Here is a 15,271-nt window from a genome sequence, read left to right as displayed (position 1 = left end):
GCTGAAGTGGGGCGGGGATCACATACGATCCGCGCCCCACTCCTCTTTTGCCGTTCCCGTGGGATGGGTAAGGTTAGGTTAGCCTCACCGATCAATCGGGATGGGCAAGACTGATCGATCCCGTCGGGAGGTGAATCCGCGTGTACGTCTGCAGCTGCTTCGGCGTGACAGAGGCGCAGGTCAAGAAGCACGCGGAGGACGGGGCCTGCACCCCCCGCCAGATCGCCTCCGCCTCCAAGGCCGGCACGGACTGCGGCTCGTGCGTGCGGCGCATCCAGTCGATCCTCGGCCGCGGCACCTGCCCCCGCCGTGAGCTGGCCGACCAGGGCAGGCCGGTCCTCTCCGACCTCCCGTCGGCGGACCTCGAAGAGGCCGCCTAGCTCTCCGGCTGTTCGATCAGCTGGGCCAGATAGAGCGCCTCGCCGAGCTTCTCCAGCAGGTCCAGCTGGGTGTCGAGGTAGTCGATGTGGTGCTCCTCGTCGGCCAGGATCGACTCGAAGATGTTCGCGGACGTGATGTCGCCCTTCTCGCGCATCACCTTGATACCGCGCTTGAGCCGGTCGATCGCCTCCAGCTCGATCTCGCGGTCCGCCTCGAACATCTCCTTCACGGTCTGTCCCACCCGCACATGGAACAGCCGCTGGTAGTTGGGCAGCCCCTCCAGGAACAGGATCCGGTCGGTCAGCACCTCGGCGTGCTTCATCTCGTCGAACGACTCGTGCCGCGTGTACTTCGCGAGCTTGTACCAGCCGAAGTTGTCCTGCATCTTCGCGTGCAGGAAGTACTGGTTGATCGCGGTGAGCTCACCGGTGAGCTGCTCGTTGAGGAATTCGATGACCTCGGGGTCGCCCTGCATCGCAGAGGCTCCTTCCGCCTGGGAGGAATGGGGAGGTTGCGGCGGAATGATTGCACCGGCTCCGAAGATCGTCCAGTAAGTGCGTACTTAGTAAGTAAGTCCTTTGTTGTTGCGACTTGTCCGATTCAAAGTCTGCCTGGTCAGATGCACTGCTCCGGGTCTGTCAGGATGGAGTCATGGGTCATCCGGTGGAGCGCGCGTCTGGAGAATCCGGAGAGGCCGTACCGTCCGTGCTTCCGCCGGGACAGCGACTGCAGCGGGGCTGGCCGGTCACTCACTACGGCCCGGTGCCCAAGTTCCGGCCCGAGCGCTGGGAGTTCAGGGTCTTCGGCGCCACCGCCGACGGCGAGAAGCACTGCTGGAACCACGAGGAGTTCACGGCCCTGCCGTACACCACCGTCGTGGCCGATCTGCACTGCGTGACGAAGTTCAGCATGCTCGGCGCCGAATGGGGCGGCATCCCGGCCCGGACCATCCTGGAGAGCGCTCCGCCCGCCCCGAACGTCACCCATGTGATGGTCTGGGCCGAGTACGGCTTCAGTTCGAACCTGCGCCTGGCGGACTTCGATGCCGACCGCACGCTCTTCGCCACCCACAAGGACGGTGAGCTCCTCACCGCCGAGCACGGCTTCCCGGTCCGCCTCGTGGTGCCTCATCTGTACGCCTGGAAGGGCCCCAAGTGGGTCCGCGGCGTCGAGTACATGACCGCCGACCGCCGCGGCTTCTGGGAGGAGCGCGGCTACCACAACATCGGCGACCCCTGGCAGGAACAGCGCTACTCCTACCAGGAGGAGCCCGGGGACGGCCCCGAGCTCTGACGTCCCGGCCGACCGCCCGCGGCGGTCGGTGCGGTCAGTGGTGGTACTGGTGCACCACCGCATGGCCCTTGCCCCGGCCGATCGTCCACTTGTTGACCGGCGTCGTGACCACGAAGGCCACCGCGAGCGAGATCGCCAGCGAGGCCCAGAACAGCAGGTCGGACAGCTGGGCGTCCATGGCGTTCGGCCAGAACAGGATCACGCCGTTGTCGATCAGCTCCATCACGGCGATGGACAGGGTGTCCGCGGCCAGCGCGACCCTGAAGGCGGTGCGGAAGTCGACGCCCGCCTTCAGGACGCCGCGCAGTGTCAGCGAGTAGCCGAAGAAGAACGCGAGCACGATCGCCAGGACGGTCGTCGGCAGGTTGCCCCAGCCGAGCGCCGTGCCGATCACCATGCCGAGCACCTCGCCGATGGCGCAGCCGGTGAGGCAGTGCAGCGTGGCCTGCGCGGCCATGGACCAGGAGGCGGAGCCGGCCGCGCCGTGGTGCGCGTGCTCCTCGTGAGCGTGGTGGAGAGCGTGTTCCGTGTGCGTCTCATGTGCTTCGTGTTGCATGAGAGGTCCCCCAATGCCCGATGACGGTTCCTGCACCGGACAAGAACCGTATACCCCCCAGGGGTATTCCTCGGCGCATCAGGAATCGCGCAGTTTCTTCAGTCGCTCCACGTCCGCCGCGTGCCCCTCCTTGCCCCCGGGCGTCTCGATGATCAGCGGTACGCCCTCGGTCGCGGGGTGGGCCATCAGCGCGCGGAAGGGATCCTCACCGATGTGACCGGCGCCGATGTTCTCGTGCCGGTCCTTGTGCGCGCCGACCACGTCCTTGGAGTCGTTGGCGTGGATCAGCTTCAGCCGCCCCTCGCCGACCGTCTCCACGAGCAGGTCCAGCGTCCGGTGCATGCCCGACGGCCCGGTCAGATCGTGCCCGGCGGCGAAGATGTGACAGGTGTCCAGGCACACGCCCAGCCGGGGATGCGCGTCCAACGCCTCGAAGTACGGCCCGAAGTCCCAGGTGCGGGAGCACAGCGAGGCCCCCTGGCCCGCGGTCGACTCCAGCAACAGGAACGGGTCGTCGTCGTGGGTGAGCTCGTCCAGCAGCGGCAGCAGGTACTCGCGCACCTGCTTCAGCGCCACCGACCGCTCGCGCCCGCCCGTCGCGCTCCCGGTGTGCACGACCACACCGAGGGCGCCGATCTCGCGGCCCCGCCGCAGCGAGTGCCTGAGCGACTCCACCGACTTCTCCACGGTCGCCGCGGTGTGCGAGCCGAAGTTGATCAGGTAGGGGGCGTGCACGTACGCCGGGATCCCCTCGGCCGCGCACGCCGCCCGGAACTCCTCGTCCTGCCGAGGGTTGCCGACCGGGGTGGCCCAGCCGCGCGGGTTGGCGACGAAGACCTGCACGGTCTCGGCCTTGAGGTCACGGGCGTAGGACAGGCCCACGGAGTGGAGTCCGCCGGCCACCGGCACATGGCCGCCGACGGGATTGCGGGAAGGGCCGGGGGCGGCACCGGACTGCTGACTGCTCACCCGTTCAGGGTGTCATGCGGGCCGCCGCCCGAGGTCACCGGATGGTGATCGTGATCGTCGACCCCTTGGGCGCCGTGGCGCCGCCGTCCACCGACTGCTTCTTCACGGTGTCGCCGAACAGCCCGAGCAGCCCGCGGTCCACATCGACCTCGAAACCGGCGTCCTGAAGCGTCCGCTTCGCGTCGTCGACGCTGTCGCCGACCACGTCCGGAACCTCGATCATCTCCGGGCCCTTGGAGAGCGTCAGGGTCACCGTGTCGCCCTCGGCCGCCTCGCTGTCGCCCTTGGGCGTCTGCAGAGCGACCTGCCCCTTGTCGTACTCGGAGTTGACCCGCTGCGGGGCGATCTTCACCTGGAGACCGGCGTCCTGGAGGTCCGACCGCGCGCTGTCCAGGTCCTCGCCGGTGACGTCCGGGACGTCGACCGGGCTGCCCTTGCTGACGACGAGCGCGATCGCCGAGCCCGCGTGCCGCTTGGTGCCGGCGCCGGGCTCGGTACGGATCACCGTGCCCTTGTCGACGCTGTCGCTGAACTCCCGGGTCACCATGCCCGGCTCCAGCGCGTTCTTCTTCAGCAGGTCCTGCGCCTTGTCGAGCCGTCGGCCCGTCAGGTCCGGGACCCGCACGATCTCGGGGCCGAGGGAGATGGTGAGCGTCACGGAGTCGTTGCTGCGGATCCGGGCGCCGGCCTTCGGGTCGGTCCTGATGACCGTCCCGCGCTTGACCGTGTCGTTGTACTCGCGCTCGACCCGCTTGACGTCGAGCCCGTCCTTCTCCAGCCGCTCCTTCGCCTGCGCCTCGGTCTTCGCCAGCAGCGGCGGAACCCGGGTGAACTGGCCCGAGTTGATGTACCAGACACCGGCGCCGACCCCGAAGACCACCAGCACGGCCGCGATCACCGTCACGAGCCCGCGCCGGGGCCGCGACAGCCGCCGCGGCGGGGCGGGCGGCGCCTCCAACCGGCTGGTCCGGTCGACCCCGGCGCCCTCCACGCCCGCGTGGTCGTCGACCGGGTTGACCGGCAGCAGCCGGGGCACGGTCAGCGAGCGCGGGATCACGCTCGTCCGGTCCTGGGCGCTGTCGTGCTCGGCGGAGATCGCCTGCGGCGGCACGGCGTCCAGCTGGGCGTCGCTGAGTCCCGCGCGGGCCTCCCGCACCAGGGCGAGCAGCGCCACGGCGTCCTGCGGCCGGATGTCCGGGGTGCGCGCGGTGGCCGCGGCGACCAGCTCGTCCAGCGCGTACGGCAGCCCCGGCACGGTGGCCGAGGGCGGCGGCACGTCCTCGTGGATGTGCTTGTAGAGCACCTGGGCCGGGGAGTCCCCGGCGTGCGGCTTCCCGCCGGTCAGCATCTCGTACAGGACGACACCGCAGGCGTACACGTCGACCCGGGGGTCGGCGGTGCCGTGCTCGATCTGCTCCGGCGCGAGATACGACACGGTCCCGAGCACGGCACCGGTGGTGCTGGTCACCGTGTCCACGGACCGCACGAGCCCGAAGTCGGCCACCTTGACCCGGCCGTCGTCCCCTATGAGGACGTTCTCGGGCTTCATGTCCCGGTGCACGAACCCGGCGCGGTGCGCGGCGCCGAGCGCGGCGAGCACCGGCTCCAGGATGTCCAGCGCGGCCCGCGGCTGCAGCGCCCCGCGGTCGCGCAGCACGTCGCGCAGGGTGCACCCGGCGATGTACTCCATGGCGAGATACACGTACGACCCGTCGGTGCCCTGGTCGAAGACCTGCACGACATTGGGGTGCGCCAGCCGGGCGACGGACTTCGCCTCCCGGATGAACCGCTCGACGAAGGAGCCGTCGGCCGCCAGCGTCGGGTGCATCACCTTCAGCGCGAGGACCCGGTCCAGGCGGGTGTCCAGGGCCCGGTAGACCGTGGCCATGCCACCGACCGCGATCCTCGCGTCGACGCGGTAACGGCTGTCGAGCACCTGCCCGACGAGCGGGTCCTGAAGGGTCGTATCCACGCAGGTGAGTGTACGAGCCGAGACCGACACACCCGCCCGTTGCGCCGCACGGGGGACGGAATGCAGCAGACCTGTGACTGTTGCGCGACGGGAAGCCACCCGAAGGCGGCGCTGGGGCCTCTCGTTTGGATCATGCCGGCCTGATCCAAACGAAAGACCCTAGAAGGCCGGGCGCTCGGGATCCAGGTGGGCGCGGCCCTCGGTGGGGGAGGAGGCCTCGGCGAAGTGGCGGGGCGGGATGCGGCCCGCCCGCCGTGCCAGCCGCCCCGCCTCCACCGCGTGCCGCATCCCCTCCGCCATCAGCACCGGCTCCTGCGCCCGGGTCACGGCCGAGGCGAGCATCACGCCCGCGCAGCCCAGCTCCATCGCCAGCGCCGCGTCCGAGGCCGTACCCGCCCCCGCGTCCAGGATCACCGGCACGCGCGCGTGCTCGACGATCAGCTGGAAGTTGTGCGGGTTGCGGATACCGAGCCCGGACCCGATGGGCGAGCCGAGCGGCATGACCGCGGCACAGCCCACGTCCTGAAGCTTCCGGGCCAGGACCGGGTCGTCATTGGTGTACGGCAGCACCGTGAAACCGTCGTCCACCAGGGTCTCGGCGGCCTCCAGCAACTCGATCGGGTCCGGCAGCAGGGTCCGCTCGTCGGCGATGACCTCCAGCTTGATCAGATCGGTTCCGAGCGCCTCCCGGGCCAGCCGCGCCGTCAGCACGGCCTCGCCCGCGGTGAAACACCCCGCCGTGTTCGGCAGCACCCGGATGCCGAGCCGTTCCAGCACCGACAGCACGGACCCGTGCACCGCGGGATTGACCCGCCGCATGGCCACCGTGGTCAGCTCCGTGCCGGAGGCAGCCAGCGCCCGCTCCAGGACGTCGAGGCTGGGCGCACCGCCCGTGCCCATGATCAGCCGGGACGAGAAGGTCATGCCCGCGAGGACAAAGGGATCGTCGGCCATGGGTCAGCCTCCTTGCACGGCGGTGAGGACTTCCACGCGGTCCCCCTCGGACAGGGCCGTGGCGGACCACTGCGCGCGCGGGACGACGGTTTCGTTCAGCGCGGCGGCCACCCCGGACGGCGCCGGGGTGAGGGACCGCACCAGGGTGTCGAGAGCGGTGCCGGGCGCGATCTCCCGGCGCTCGCCGTTGACGGAGATGCTGACGGAGTGGGTCATGCGGGCTGCTCCGTGAGGACGGCGCCGAAGCGCTGGGGCGTGAAGGGGCGGGCCACCTCCGGGAGTTCACCGGTGGCCAGGACGTGCGCCATGGCGTCACCGGTGACCGGCGTGAGCAGCACGCCGTTGCGGAAGTGCCCGGTGGCCAGCAGCAGCCCGTCCAGGAGGGTGGGGCCGAGCAGCGGCGCGTTGTCCGGGGTACCGGGCCGCAGCCCGGCCTGCGTCTCGGTCAGCGGCAGTTCGGTGATCCCCGGGACCAGTTCGTGGGCGTCGCGCAGCAGCTCGTACACACCGCCCGCGGTCACCGTCGTGTCCCAGCCCAGCTCCTCGCTGGTCGCCCCCACGACCAGCTCGCCGTTCTCCCGGGCCACCAGGTAGACGTGGCTGCCGCGCACCACGGCCCGCACGGTGCGGCTCAGGAACGGTGCGTACCGCCGCGGCACGGTCAGCCGCACCACCTGGCCCTTCACCGGCCGCACGGGAGGCAGCACCTCGTCCGGCACACCCGCGAGCCGACCGCTCAGGCTGCCGGCCGCGAGCACCACCTGGTCCGCGCCCAGCGCGGTGTCGTCCGTCGTGGTGACGCCGGCCGCCCGGCCGCGTACCACGTCGAGCCGGTCCACCCACGCGCGGTGGAACACCACGCCCGTCCGCTCGCAGGCGTCCACCAGGGCGGCCGCCAGCCGCCGCGGGTCGATCTGGTGGTCGCCGTCGACCCGCAGCCCGCCGCGCACACCCGGCGCGAGCATCGGTTCGAGGCGGCGGCAGTCCCGCCCGGACAGCCACTCGGCGTCCAACCCCGACCGCAGCTGCAGGGCGTGCAGTTCGCGCAGATGGGCACGGTCGTCGGCGTCCAGCGCGACGGCCAGGGTGCCGCAGCGACGGTAGCCGAGGTCACGGCCGGTCAGGTCGGTGAGTTCGGCCGCGAAGTCCGGGTAGCGGCGGGCCGACTCCAGGTTCAGCCCGAGCAGCGTCTGCTCGCCGTAGTGCAGTTCGGTGACCGCGGCCAGCATCCCGGCCGCCACCTGGGCGGCCCCGCCGCCGGGCTCCGGGTCCACCACGGCGGTGGCGAACCCGCGTTGCGCCGCCCGCCAGGCCGTGACCAGGCCGATGATTCCGCCCCCGATGACGAGGACGTCTGACGTACGTGACGACATGGGCGTCCAGCCCCTCCCTTCGCCGGCATGACCCGGATCAGGTTCGTACGGTCGGAGGCCGCCAGCCTCCCTCTCAGCCCGGTGCGTCCGGGCTCCCGCGAGTGCTTGTACGTTGGCCACCCTAGCCCGTGGCGTTTTCCTCAGTAAGGGAGCCTCCGTTCATGGCCCGCTCGCTCGACGGTCTGATCCTCGCCCCCGTCGCGGATCAAGCCCCAGGTCAGGTGGGTACCCGCACCCGGTTCGCGTACCACGAGAAGAACGGCGAGATCTGGGCCGACTACGCGGGCGGCGACGTCGTGCGCGGGCACCTCGTGGGTACCCGGCAGGGCGACCGGCTCGACTTCCGGTACGTCCAGCTCAAGCACGACGGGACCACCTCGTCCGGGCACTGCGTCTCGACGGTCGTCGAACTGCCCGACGGCCGGGTGCGGCTCGACGAGAGCTGGGAGTGGGAGTCGGGGCCCGGCAGCGGCACGAGCGTCGTGGAAGAAGTCGCCGCGGAAGAGGCCGTTGTGGAGCACGTCACTCGGCCTGAGCGCTGACTGACGGTTCGTCAGTTGTCTATGGTGATCAGGTGAGCGAGCAGACGCAGCAACACAGCAGGTCACAGGGGCGGCGCGTGGTCGTCGTCGGCGCGGGCATGGCCGGGGTGCAGACCGCGGTGGCCCTGCGGGAACAGGGCTTCACCGGCACCGTCACCCTGATCGGCGCGGAGCCGCACCAGCCGTACGACCGGCCGCCCCTGTCCAAGGCCGTGCTGCTCGGCAAGGCCGAGGGCTCCGCCTTCGAGGTGGACTTCGATGCGCTCGGCATCGACCTCCGGCTGGGCCGCGAGGCGCTCGGCGTCCGCCCCGGCGACCACGAACTGGACACCGAGGCCGGTCCCGAGCCGTACGACGTCCTGGTCCTCGCGACCGGTGCTGAACCGATTCGGCTGCCCGGTGCGGAGGGCGTCCCCGGGGTGCACCTGCTGCGCACCCTGGACGACGCCGAACGGCTGCGGCCGGTGCTCGCCCGGCAGCACGACATCGTGGTCGTCGGCGCGGGCTGGATCGGCGCCGAGTTCGCCACGGCGGCCCGCGAGGCCGGCTGCGCGGTGACCGTCGTCGAGGCCGCCGACCGCCCACTGGCGGGAGCACTCCCCGCCGAGGTGGCCGCGCCGATGACCGCCTGGTACGCCGACAGCGGCGCCGAGTTGCGCACCCACGCGCGCGTGGCGCGCGTCGAGCCGGGCGCGGTGCTGCTCGACGACGGCACGCGGCTGCCCGCCGGCGCCGTGGTCGTCGGCATCGGCGCGCGCCCCGCCACCGCATGGCTGGCGGACTCCGGCATCGAGCTGGGCGACCGGCGCGAGATCGTCGCCGACGACCACCTGCGCACCTCGGCCCCGGACGTGTACGCGGTCGGCGACTGCGCCTCCTTCCCGTCCCGGCGGTACGGCGAGCGGCTGCTGGTCCACCACTGGGACAACGCGCTCCAGGGCCCGCGCACGGTCGCCGCCAACATCATCGGCGAGGCCCCGGCGGTCTACGACCCGGTCCCGTACTTCTGGTCGGAGCAGTTCGGCCGCTTCGTGCAGTACGCCGGTCACCACCCGGCGGCCGACACCCTGCTGTGGCGCGGCGACCCCGCGGGCCCCGCCTGGTCCGTGTGCTGGCTGCGCGAGAACCGGCTGGTCGCCCTGCTGGCGGTGGGCCGGCCCCGCGACCTGGCCCAGGGCCGACGGCTCATCGAGGCCGCCGCGCCGATGGACCCGAACCTGCTCACCGATCCGGCCCGGCCGCTGAAGTCCGCCACGGTTGCGTCATGAAAACCCCAGGTTGGACGGGTCCGGCTTCCGACTGTCAGTCCGGGATGGCAGGCTGTTGCCGTGACCGAGATTGACGCAAAGATTGATGTTCTCGTCCCCGCCTGGCTCACCCTCCCCGACATCGCCGAACAACTCGGCGTCGAGGTGACACGTGTGCGGCAGCTGGTCAAGGAGGGCCAGCTCGTCGCCGTACGCCGGGGCGAGAACCGAGCACTGCACGTCCCTGCCGCCTTCATCGACGGGGACAAGGTCGTCAAGGGCCTGTCCGGGACCCTGACGCTCCTGAGGGACGACGGTTTCACGGTGGAAGAGATGATCGAGTGGCTCTTCACCCCCGACCCGACCCTGCCCGGCACCCCCGCGCAGGCCCTGAGCGAGAATCGCGGCACGGAGGTGAAGCGCCGGGCCCAGGCGCTCGCCGTCTGAACCGAACACCGTCCGGCTCACGGGCCGCGGCCCACCGCGGGCCCGGGTCACGCCGTGCGCGGCCCGGGCCACGGCTCGCCGCGGCCCCTGAGCCACCGCCACAGCACCGACAACGGGGGAGACACGCATGCCCGACACCGCCCGCGCCCGGCTCGCCGACGCCCGCGTCTACCTGTGCACCGACGCCCGCAGACGCCAGGGCGACCTGCCGGAGTTCCTGGACGCGGTCCTGGCCGGCGGTGTCGACATCGTGCAGCTGCGCGACAAGGGCATGGAGGCGGCCGAGGAGCTGGACCACCTGGAGGTCTTCGCCGACGCCTGCGCCCGGTACGGCAGACTGCTCGCGGTCAACGACCGCGCGGACGTCGCCCACGCCACCGGCGCCGACGTGCTGCACCTGGGCCAGGGAGACATCCCGGTGCCCGCGGCCCGCGCGATCCTCGGCGACGACGTGCTGATCGGCCGGTCCACGCACGCCGCGTCCGAGGCGCAGGCCGCCGCCGTCCAGGAGGGCGTGGACTACTTCTGCACCGGGCCGTGCTGGCCCACCCCCACCAAGCCGGGCCGCCACGCCCCCGGCCTGGACCTGGTCCGCCACACGGCCTCGCTGGGCACCGACCGCCCCTGGTTCGCCATCGGCGGCATCGACCTCGGCAACCTCGACGAGGTGCTGGAGGCGGGCGCCCGCCGGGTGGTGGTGGTCCGCGCGATCACCGAGGCCGACGACCCGGGAGCGGCGGCGGCCCAGTTCGCCAAGCGGCTCCGGCACGCGGAGTAACCCCCGCGCAGCGGCCCGCATGTCCCCCTCCTGTCCGATTCCTGTCCAAGGAGTGGACAGGAAGTCGGCAATTCGGGCAATTTGCCGCCGCTCGGTTGGGGGACCGACCACCCCTGGCTAACCTGCCGGTATGGCCCTCGGAACCGCATCGACCAGGACGGATCGCGCACGTACCGTGCGTGACATCCTGGGCACCGGCAAGACGACGTACTCGTTCGAGTTCTACGCGCCGAAGACCCCCCAGGGCGAGCGGAACCTGTGGAACGCCCTGCGGCGGGTCGAGGCCGTGGCTCCCGACTTCGTCTCCGTCACGTACGGCGCCGGCGGCTCCACCCGGGCCACCACGGTCAAGGAGACCCAGCAGATCGTCGTCGACACGACGCTGACCCCGGTCGCCCACCTCACCGCGGTCAACCACTCCCTCGCCGAACTGCGCAACATCATCGGCCAGTACGCGGACGCCGGGATCCGCAACATGCTCGCCGTGCGCGGCGACCCGCCCGGCGACCCGATGGGCGACTGGGTGGCACACCCCAGCGGGCTGACCTACGCGGCCGAACTCGTCCGGCTCATCAAGGAGTCGGGTGACTTCTGCGTGGGCGTCGCCGCCTTCCCGGAGATGCACCCGCGCTCCTCGGACTGGGACACCGACGTCGCGCACTTCGTCGACAAGTGCCGCGCGGGCGCCGACTACGCCATCACGCAGATGTTCTTCCAGCCGGAGTCGTACCTGCGGCTGCGCGACCGGGTCGCGGCCGCCGGCTGCGAGACCCCGGTCATCCCCGAGATCCTGCCGGTCACCAGCGTGAAGATGCTGGAGCGGCTGCCCAAGCTCAGCAACGCCGTATTCCCGGCGGCCCTGAAAGAACGGATCCTCACAGCGAAAGAGGATCCGGCGGCGGTACGCTCCATCGGTATCGAATTCGCCACGGAGTTCTGCGCGCGGTTGCTGGCCGAGGGAGTGCCCGGACTGCACTTCATCACGCTCAACAACTCGACGGCACCGCTGGAGATCTACGAGAACCTGGGCCTGCACCACCCCCCGCGGGCCTAGACCAGCCGCACCAAAATACGACACACTGCGTAGCGGTCACTGGGAGAGGGGCGTACATGGGCTTGACGGTCCTCTACATCGCGTTCGGAATCGTTGCGCTGTGGCTGCTCGGCGAGGTGCTGCTGCAGTACAAGGCGCGTCTGCGCTGGCGGCTGCTCGCCTTCGCGGGCTTCGTCGGCGTCGTGCTCGGTGTCCTGGTTCCGTCGGTCGTCGTGATCGGACTGGGCGCCGCCGCCTTCGCGATCGGCCAGACCTACGTCACGCTGTCGTTCCGCCGCGGGTTCGCCTCCGGCTGGGCGGTCAACCGTCCCGACGCGGGCGGCAGCAAGCGCCGCCGCGGCGAGCCGGACCACCAGGACCCGACGCTCGAGGTCTCCGACCTGGAGGCCGAGGGCGGCTACGACGACCGGGACGGCTACGGCCGCGACGACGCCGCGTACGGCGACGACGACTACGACCGCGACGACGTGTTCACGCCCTCCGGCGCCGCCCAGCCCACCGCGGCCGAGGCGACCGCCGTCTACGCGCCGCAGCCCCTCCCGGACGACACCGGCTCCTACGGCATATACGGCGACTCCGCCTACGCCTCCGCCGGCCAGTCCCAGTCCCAGTCGCAGGGCCAGGCCTACGCGGCCACCGCCCAGGGCACCGACCAGACCTACGCGTACGACTACTCCGGCTACGGCCAGCAGCAGTACGGCTACGACACCACCGGCCAGCAGCAGTACGCCAACTACTCCGACCCGTACATCGGCACCCAGACCTACGGCGCCGGGTACGACACCTCCTACGGCGGCCAGCAGTCCTACGGGCAGCAGTCCTACGGCCAGGACCAGTACGCCACCGGCGGCTACGGCGAGACGACCCCGGCCGGCGGCGTCTGGGTCCCGCAGCAGCGCACCGACGAGACCTACGGCGGCGAACTCCCGGCCGAGCAGCCCTACCCGTACCAGGGCAACCAGCAGCAGCCGGGCAACGGGTACGACGAGCAGTACCGTTTCTGAACGCCCCGGCTCACTGTGAGCCGCGGAACTTCGGCCCCTCCACGATCAGTCCGGCCACCAGCGCGCCCGACATGCCGGCGTGCGGCAGACCGCCGCCCGGGTGCGACCAGCCGCCCACACTGAACAGGCCCTCGATCGCCGTGCCGTTGGCCGGATACAGGGCTGTCTCCGCGGCGGCCAGCGCGGGCGGCGGGACGGCGCCGCCCACGGCCCCCGTCTCCCGCTCGGTGTCCACGGGCGTACGGACCTCGCGCCACAGCGTCCGCTCACGCAGCCCCGGGACCGCGCGCTCGGCGGCGGCGACCATCCGGTCCGCGAAGGCGTCGGCGGCACCCGGCGCCGCCCAGTCGTACCCCGTCCCGGACGGCACCGTCGCCGTCAGCACCACGGACTCGTGCGCCGCGTCGGGGCGCAGGGCCGGGTCGTCCGGGCGGTGGACCCGGACCGTGGGCCGCTCGGGACCCACCCCGGTCGCGAACTCGCCGAGCTCGCCCTCGGCGTCGGGCGAGTGCACCACGGTGAGGTGGGCCGCGTCCGGCTGCCGCCCTCCGCGCAGCGCGAGACACACCACCACACGGCCCGGGCGGTCGCCCTCCGCCCGCGGCCGCACGGCGTCCGCGCCGTACAGCTGCCGGCCCGCCATCAGCGTGCCCAGCCGCCCGGGGCCGGGGCCGACCACGAAGTCCGCCTCGGCCACCGTGCCGTCGGCCAGCTTCACCCCGGCGGCCCGGCCGTCCTTGTCCACGATCCCGGTGACCTCGGCGCCGAAGACGAACTCGACCCGCCGCTTCTCGCACCGCTCGTGGACCGCGCGGGCCAGCTCCCGGATGCCGCCGCGCACGTACCAGGTGCCGAAGGCGTGCTCCATGTACGGCAGTATGGCGGCGCTCGCCGGAGCCGTCGCGGGATCGACGCCGTACGCGAGCGCGTAGCTGTCCAGCAGCGCGGCCAGCCGGCGGTCGCGCAGCTCCCAGGCGCCGATCTCGGCGAGCGTGGCCGCCCGGCGGGTGCGCAGCAGGCGCTTGTGCGGCACGGCCGGATAGGGCTCACGCTCGGTCAGGACCCGCCAGTCGGCCCACAGGGGCTCCTCCAGCAGAGGCCGCCGGGTGCGGTCCCAGGCCTCGCGGGCCCGCACCAGGAAGTCGCCCCAGCGCTGTCCCGCGCCCGCCCCGAGGGCCTCGTCCAACGCCGAGACCACCCCCGCGCGCGAGGCGTTCGGCAGGGACACGGCGGTGCCGTCCGCGAAGACGTGCCGGGACGACGGGTCGACCTGGACCAGCTCGACGCAGTCCTCCAGCGGTTCCTTGCCCGTCTTGACGAACAGATCGCGGTAGACGGCGGGCAGGGTCAGCAGACCGGGGCCGGTGTCGAAGCCGAACCCGTCCCGCTCGAACCGGCGCACCGCGCCGCCGTACGTCTCCGTACGCTCGTACACCACCACCCGGTGGCCCGCGACGGCCAGCCGGGCGGCGGCCGCCATCGCGCCCGTCCCGGCGCCGATCACCGCAATCCGTGCCATGACCGCGACTTTATCCGCCGCCACCGACAGTCCCGTCCGCGAGGCCCGGCGCCGAGGGGAGGCCGGGGGAGTACGAGGACGGGCGCGCCCGTCCCCAGGGGGCGGCGCGGTGCCGTGGGCCTGAGTGCGCAGGACTGAGTATCCGTACCTAGGCGCGGAGATGAGTACGCGCACGGATGGGGACCGGCCCGCGCGAACGAGACAGTGGAGGAACGGAAAGGGGCGCAGCGCCGGCACCGCCGACACGGGGCGGCGGAACGGAGCCCGCGCCCTTGTTCCGCTCCTTCCGCCGATCCGTCGGCGGAAGCGAGATTCGGGGAAACACGGGGGAACACGGGGACCGGGGGAGTCCGGAACGGGGGTTCCAACGGGAGGACCGTACGGAAGTACGGGAAGGAACGGGGGAGCACGACAGGCGCCGGTCCGACGGTGGCCCGCGGGGGACGCGGGCACGGCGGACCGGCGCTTTCGTGTGCACGCGCGCGTGGGGGGGCCGTGAAGCGTGCCCGGGCGGGCACCGCCCCGGCGGCTCAGCGCCTGCCGCTCACCCGGCCCTGGAGCAGGCGGGACAGCGCCGAGTGGACGTCGTCCAGGGAACGCTCCGGCTGGAACGACTTCCAGTCCAGCGCGGCCACCAGGACCATGCCGACCAGCGCGGCCGCCGTCAGCTGGACATCGATCTCCTCGCTGAACTCGCCGTTCGCCACGCCGTCGCGCAGCACGCCCTCCACGACGGCGACGGCCTCCTGCCGGACCACCATCAGCGTGGACTGCCAGGCCCGGTTGGTGCGCCACAGCTCCGCCACGTACAGCTGGGTGAAGGCCGGGTAGCGGTCGATGAAGACGAGCCCGGCGCGGACCATCGCGTCCAGCGCGTCGACCTTGCTGCCGCCCGTGCGCTCGGTCAGCTCGGCCGCCTCCCGCAGCGAGGCGGTGAGGAGCCCCACGCCGTGCCGCAGCAGCTCCTCGAAGAGGACCGACTTGCTCGCGAAGTTGTAGTAGACCGTGCCCTTCGCGACCCCGGCCCGCTCGGCGATCTCGTCCACGGTGGTGGCGGAGAAGCCCTGCTCGGCGATGAGCGTGACGGCGGCCTCGTAGAGCTTCTGCCGGGTGGCCTCGCGGCGGGTGCTGCCGCCGGACGTGGCGCTGCTGCTTTCCATGCCCCCGATTCTCACAGGAACG

17 protein-coding genes and 1 riboswitch are annotated in these 15,271 nt (G+C 71.9%); of the genes, 8 read left to right on the top strand and 9 right to left on the bottom strand.

Going from position 1 to position 15,271, the window contains the following annotated elements:
- Positions 1–140 precede the first annotated feature (140 nt).
- Positions 141–380, top strand: coding sequence for a (2Fe-2S)-binding protein (locus tag ACWGKT_RS07030; RefSeq protein WP_356140819.1), 240 nt, complete (start codon positions 141–143; stop codon positions 378–380).
- Here the strand turns inward: ACWGKT_RS07030 and bfr are convergent.
- The gene (bfr, locus tag ACWGKT_RS07025) at positions 377–856 is read right to left on the bottom strand and encodes a bacterioferritin (protein ID WP_356140817.1); all 480 of its coding nucleotides are present in this window, start codon (positions 854–856) and stop codon (positions 377–379) included. The two genes, ACWGKT_RS07030 and bfr, sit on opposite strands and share 4 nt — an antisense overlap.
- A gap of 176 nt (positions 857–1,032) precedes the next feature.
- Between bfr and ACWGKT_RS07020 the strand changes: the two genes are divergently transcribed.
- On the top strand, positions 1,033–1,674 hold the full coding sequence (locus tag ACWGKT_RS07020; RefSeq protein ID WP_453272805.1) for a sulfite oxidase-like oxidoreductase: 642 nt from the start codon (positions 1,033–1,035) through the stop codon (positions 1,672–1,674).
- Positions 1,675–1,708: 34 nt separating this feature from the next.
- Here ACWGKT_RS07020 and ACWGKT_RS07015 read toward each other — a convergent pair whose 3' ends face one another.
- The 6 genes from ACWGKT_RS07015 to thiO form a co-directional block, all read right to left on the bottom strand.
- Complete coding sequence (locus ACWGKT_RS07015; RefSeq protein ID WP_453272804.1) at positions 1,709–2,230, bottom strand: DUF4396 domain-containing protein; 522 nt, start codon at positions 2,228–2,230, stop codon at positions 1,709–1,711.
- Positions 2,231–2,308: 78 nt separating this feature from the next.
- On the bottom strand, positions 2,309–3,199 hold the full coding sequence (locus ACWGKT_RS07010; RefSeq protein ID WP_453272803.1) for a deoxyribonuclease IV: 891 nt from the start codon (positions 3,197–3,199) through the stop codon (positions 2,309–2,311).
- A gap of 34 nt (positions 3,200–3,233) precedes the next feature.
- Positions 3,234–5,171 (bottom strand): Stk1 family PASTA domain-containing Ser/Thr kinase, encoded by a 1,938-nt coding sequence (gene pknB, locus ACWGKT_RS07005; RefSeq protein ID WP_453272802.1) that lies wholly within the window; start codon positions 5,169–5,171, stop codon positions 3,234–3,236.
- Positions 5,172–5,330: 159 nt separating this feature from the next.
- On the bottom strand, positions 5,331–6,125 hold the full coding sequence (locus ACWGKT_RS07000; protein ID WP_356140808.1) for a thiazole synthase: 795 nt from the start codon (positions 6,123–6,125) through the stop codon (positions 5,331–5,333).
- A 3-nt stretch (positions 6,126–6,128) separates the two neighbouring features.
- The gene (thiS, locus tag ACWGKT_RS06995; RefSeq protein ID WP_453272801.1) at positions 6,129–6,341 is read right to left on the bottom strand and encodes a sulfur carrier protein ThiS; all 213 of its coding nucleotides are present in this window, start codon (positions 6,339–6,341) and stop codon (positions 6,129–6,131) included.
- A complete protein-coding gene (gene thiO / locus ACWGKT_RS06990) occupies positions 6,338–7,498 on the bottom strand; it encodes a glycine oxidase ThiO (RefSeq protein WP_453272800.1) in 1,161 nt (386 codons plus the stop codon). Before thiO ends, thiS begins: the two co-directional genes overlap by 4 nt.
- Positions 7,496–7,607, bottom strand: a riboswitch (TPP riboswitch). It overlaps the preceding gene by 3 nt.
- A 52-nt stretch (positions 7,608–7,659) precedes the next feature.
- On the opposite strand from thiO, the gene ACWGKT_RS06985 reads away from it, so the two are divergent.
- The 6 genes from ACWGKT_RS06985 to ACWGKT_RS06960 all read left to right on the top strand — a co-directional run bounded on the left by ACWGKT_RS06985 (position 7,660) and on the right by ACWGKT_RS06960 (position 12,570).
- Complete coding sequence (locus ACWGKT_RS06985; protein ID WP_453272799.1) at positions 7,660–8,040, top strand: hypothetical protein; 381 nt, start codon at positions 7,660–7,662, stop codon at positions 8,038–8,040.
- A 32-nt stretch (positions 8,041–8,072) separates the two neighbouring features.
- A complete protein-coding gene (locus tag ACWGKT_RS06980) occupies positions 8,073–9,308 on the top strand; it encodes an NAD(P)/FAD-dependent oxidoreductase (RefSeq protein ID WP_453272798.1) in 1,236 nt (411 codons plus the stop codon).
- A 60-nt stretch (positions 9,309–9,368) separates the two neighbouring features.
- The gene (locus tag ACWGKT_RS06975) at positions 9,369–9,734 is read left to right on the top strand and encodes an Rv2175c family DNA-binding protein (RefSeq protein ID WP_235454726.1); all 366 of its coding nucleotides are present in this window, start codon (positions 9,369–9,371) and stop codon (positions 9,732–9,734) included.
- A gap of 127 nt (positions 9,735–9,861) precedes the next feature.
- Positions 9,862–10,512: a thiamine phosphate synthase gene (gene thiE / locus ACWGKT_RS06970; protein ID WP_453272797.1), complete on the top strand. Its 651-nt coding sequence runs from the start codon at positions 9,862–9,864 to the stop codon at positions 10,510–10,512.
- A gap of 130 nt (positions 10,513–10,642) precedes the next feature.
- Positions 10,643–11,566, top strand: coding sequence for a methylenetetrahydrofolate reductase [NAD(P)H] (gene metF / locus ACWGKT_RS06965; RefSeq protein WP_453272796.1), 924 nt, complete (start codon positions 10,643–10,645; stop codon positions 11,564–11,566).
- Between the two features lie 56 nt (positions 11,567–11,622).
- Entirely contained in the window at positions 11,623–12,570 is a 948-nt protein-coding gene (locus ACWGKT_RS06960) for an SCO2102 family sporulation regulator (protein ID WP_453272795.1), read from the top strand.
- Between the two features lie 10 nt (positions 12,571–12,580).
- Here the strand turns inward: ACWGKT_RS06960 and ACWGKT_RS06955 are convergent, their stop codons facing one another.
- Positions 12,581–14,089: a phytoene desaturase family protein gene (locus tag ACWGKT_RS06955; protein WP_453272794.1), complete on the bottom strand. Its 1,509-nt coding sequence runs from the start codon at positions 14,087–14,089 to the stop codon at positions 12,581–12,583.
- A gap of 530 nt (positions 14,090–14,619) precedes the next feature.
- On the bottom strand, positions 14,620–15,249 hold the full coding sequence (locus tag ACWGKT_RS06950) for a TetR/AcrR family transcriptional regulator (protein ID WP_356140790.1): 630 nt from the start codon (positions 15,247–15,249) through the stop codon (positions 14,620–14,622).
- Positions 15,250–15,271: the final 22 nt, after the last annotated feature.

This window comes from Streptomyces sp. NPDC054794, assembly GCF_053611585.1.
The sequence above is the reverse complement of the archived record's forward strand: the minus strand, read 5'-3'. Positions and strand labels throughout refer to the sequence as shown.

What these genes read in the sequence shown, in the direction of transcription:
- bfr (WP_356140817.1), bottom strand. Translation starts at nt 856, where the DNA reads ATGCAGGGCGACCCCGAGGTCATCGAATTCCTCAACGAGCAGCTCACC.
- ACWGKT_RS07020 (WP_453272805.1), top strand. Translation starts at nt 1,033, where the DNA reads ATGGGTCATCCGGTGGAGCGCGCGTCTGGAGAATCCGGAGAGGCCGTA.
- ACWGKT_RS07015 (WP_453272804.1), bottom strand. Translation starts at nt 2,230, where the DNA reads ATGCAACACGAAGCACATGAGACGCACACGGAACACGCTCTCCACCAC.
- ACWGKT_RS07000 (WP_356140808.1), bottom strand. Translation starts at nt 6,125, where the DNA reads ATGGCCGACGATCCCTTTGTCCTCGCGGGCATGACCTTCTCGTCCCGG.
- thiS (WP_453272801.1), bottom strand. Translation starts at nt 6,341, where the DNA reads ATGACCCACTCCGTCAGCATCTCCGTCAACGGCGAGCGCCGGGAGATC.
- thiO (WP_453272800.1), bottom strand. Translation starts at nt 7,498, where the DNA reads ATGTCGTCACGTACGTCAGACGTCCTCGTCATCGGGGGCGGAATCATC.
- ACWGKT_RS06985 (WP_453272799.1), top strand. Translation starts at nt 7,660, where the DNA reads ATGGCCCGCTCGCTCGACGGTCTGATCCTCGCCCCCGTCGCGGATCAA.
- thiE (WP_453272797.1), top strand. Translation starts at nt 9,862, where the DNA reads ATGCCCGACACCGCCCGCGCCCGGCTCGCCGACGCCCGCGTCTACCTG.
- metF (WP_453272796.1), top strand. Translation starts at nt 10,643, where the DNA reads ATGGCCCTCGGAACCGCATCGACCAGGACGGATCGCGCACGTACCGTG.
- ACWGKT_RS06960 (WP_453272795.1), top strand. Translation starts at nt 11,623, where the DNA reads ATGGGCTTGACGGTCCTCTACATCGCGTTCGGAATCGTTGCGCTGTGG.
- ACWGKT_RS06955 (WP_453272794.1), bottom strand. Translation starts at nt 14,089, where the DNA reads ATGGCACGGATTGCGGTGATCGGCGCCGGGACGGGCGCGATGGCGGCC.
- ACWGKT_RS06950 (WP_356140790.1), bottom strand. Translation starts at nt 15,249, where the DNA reads ATGGAAAGCAGCAGCGCCACGTCCGGCGGCAGCACCCGCCGCGAGGCC.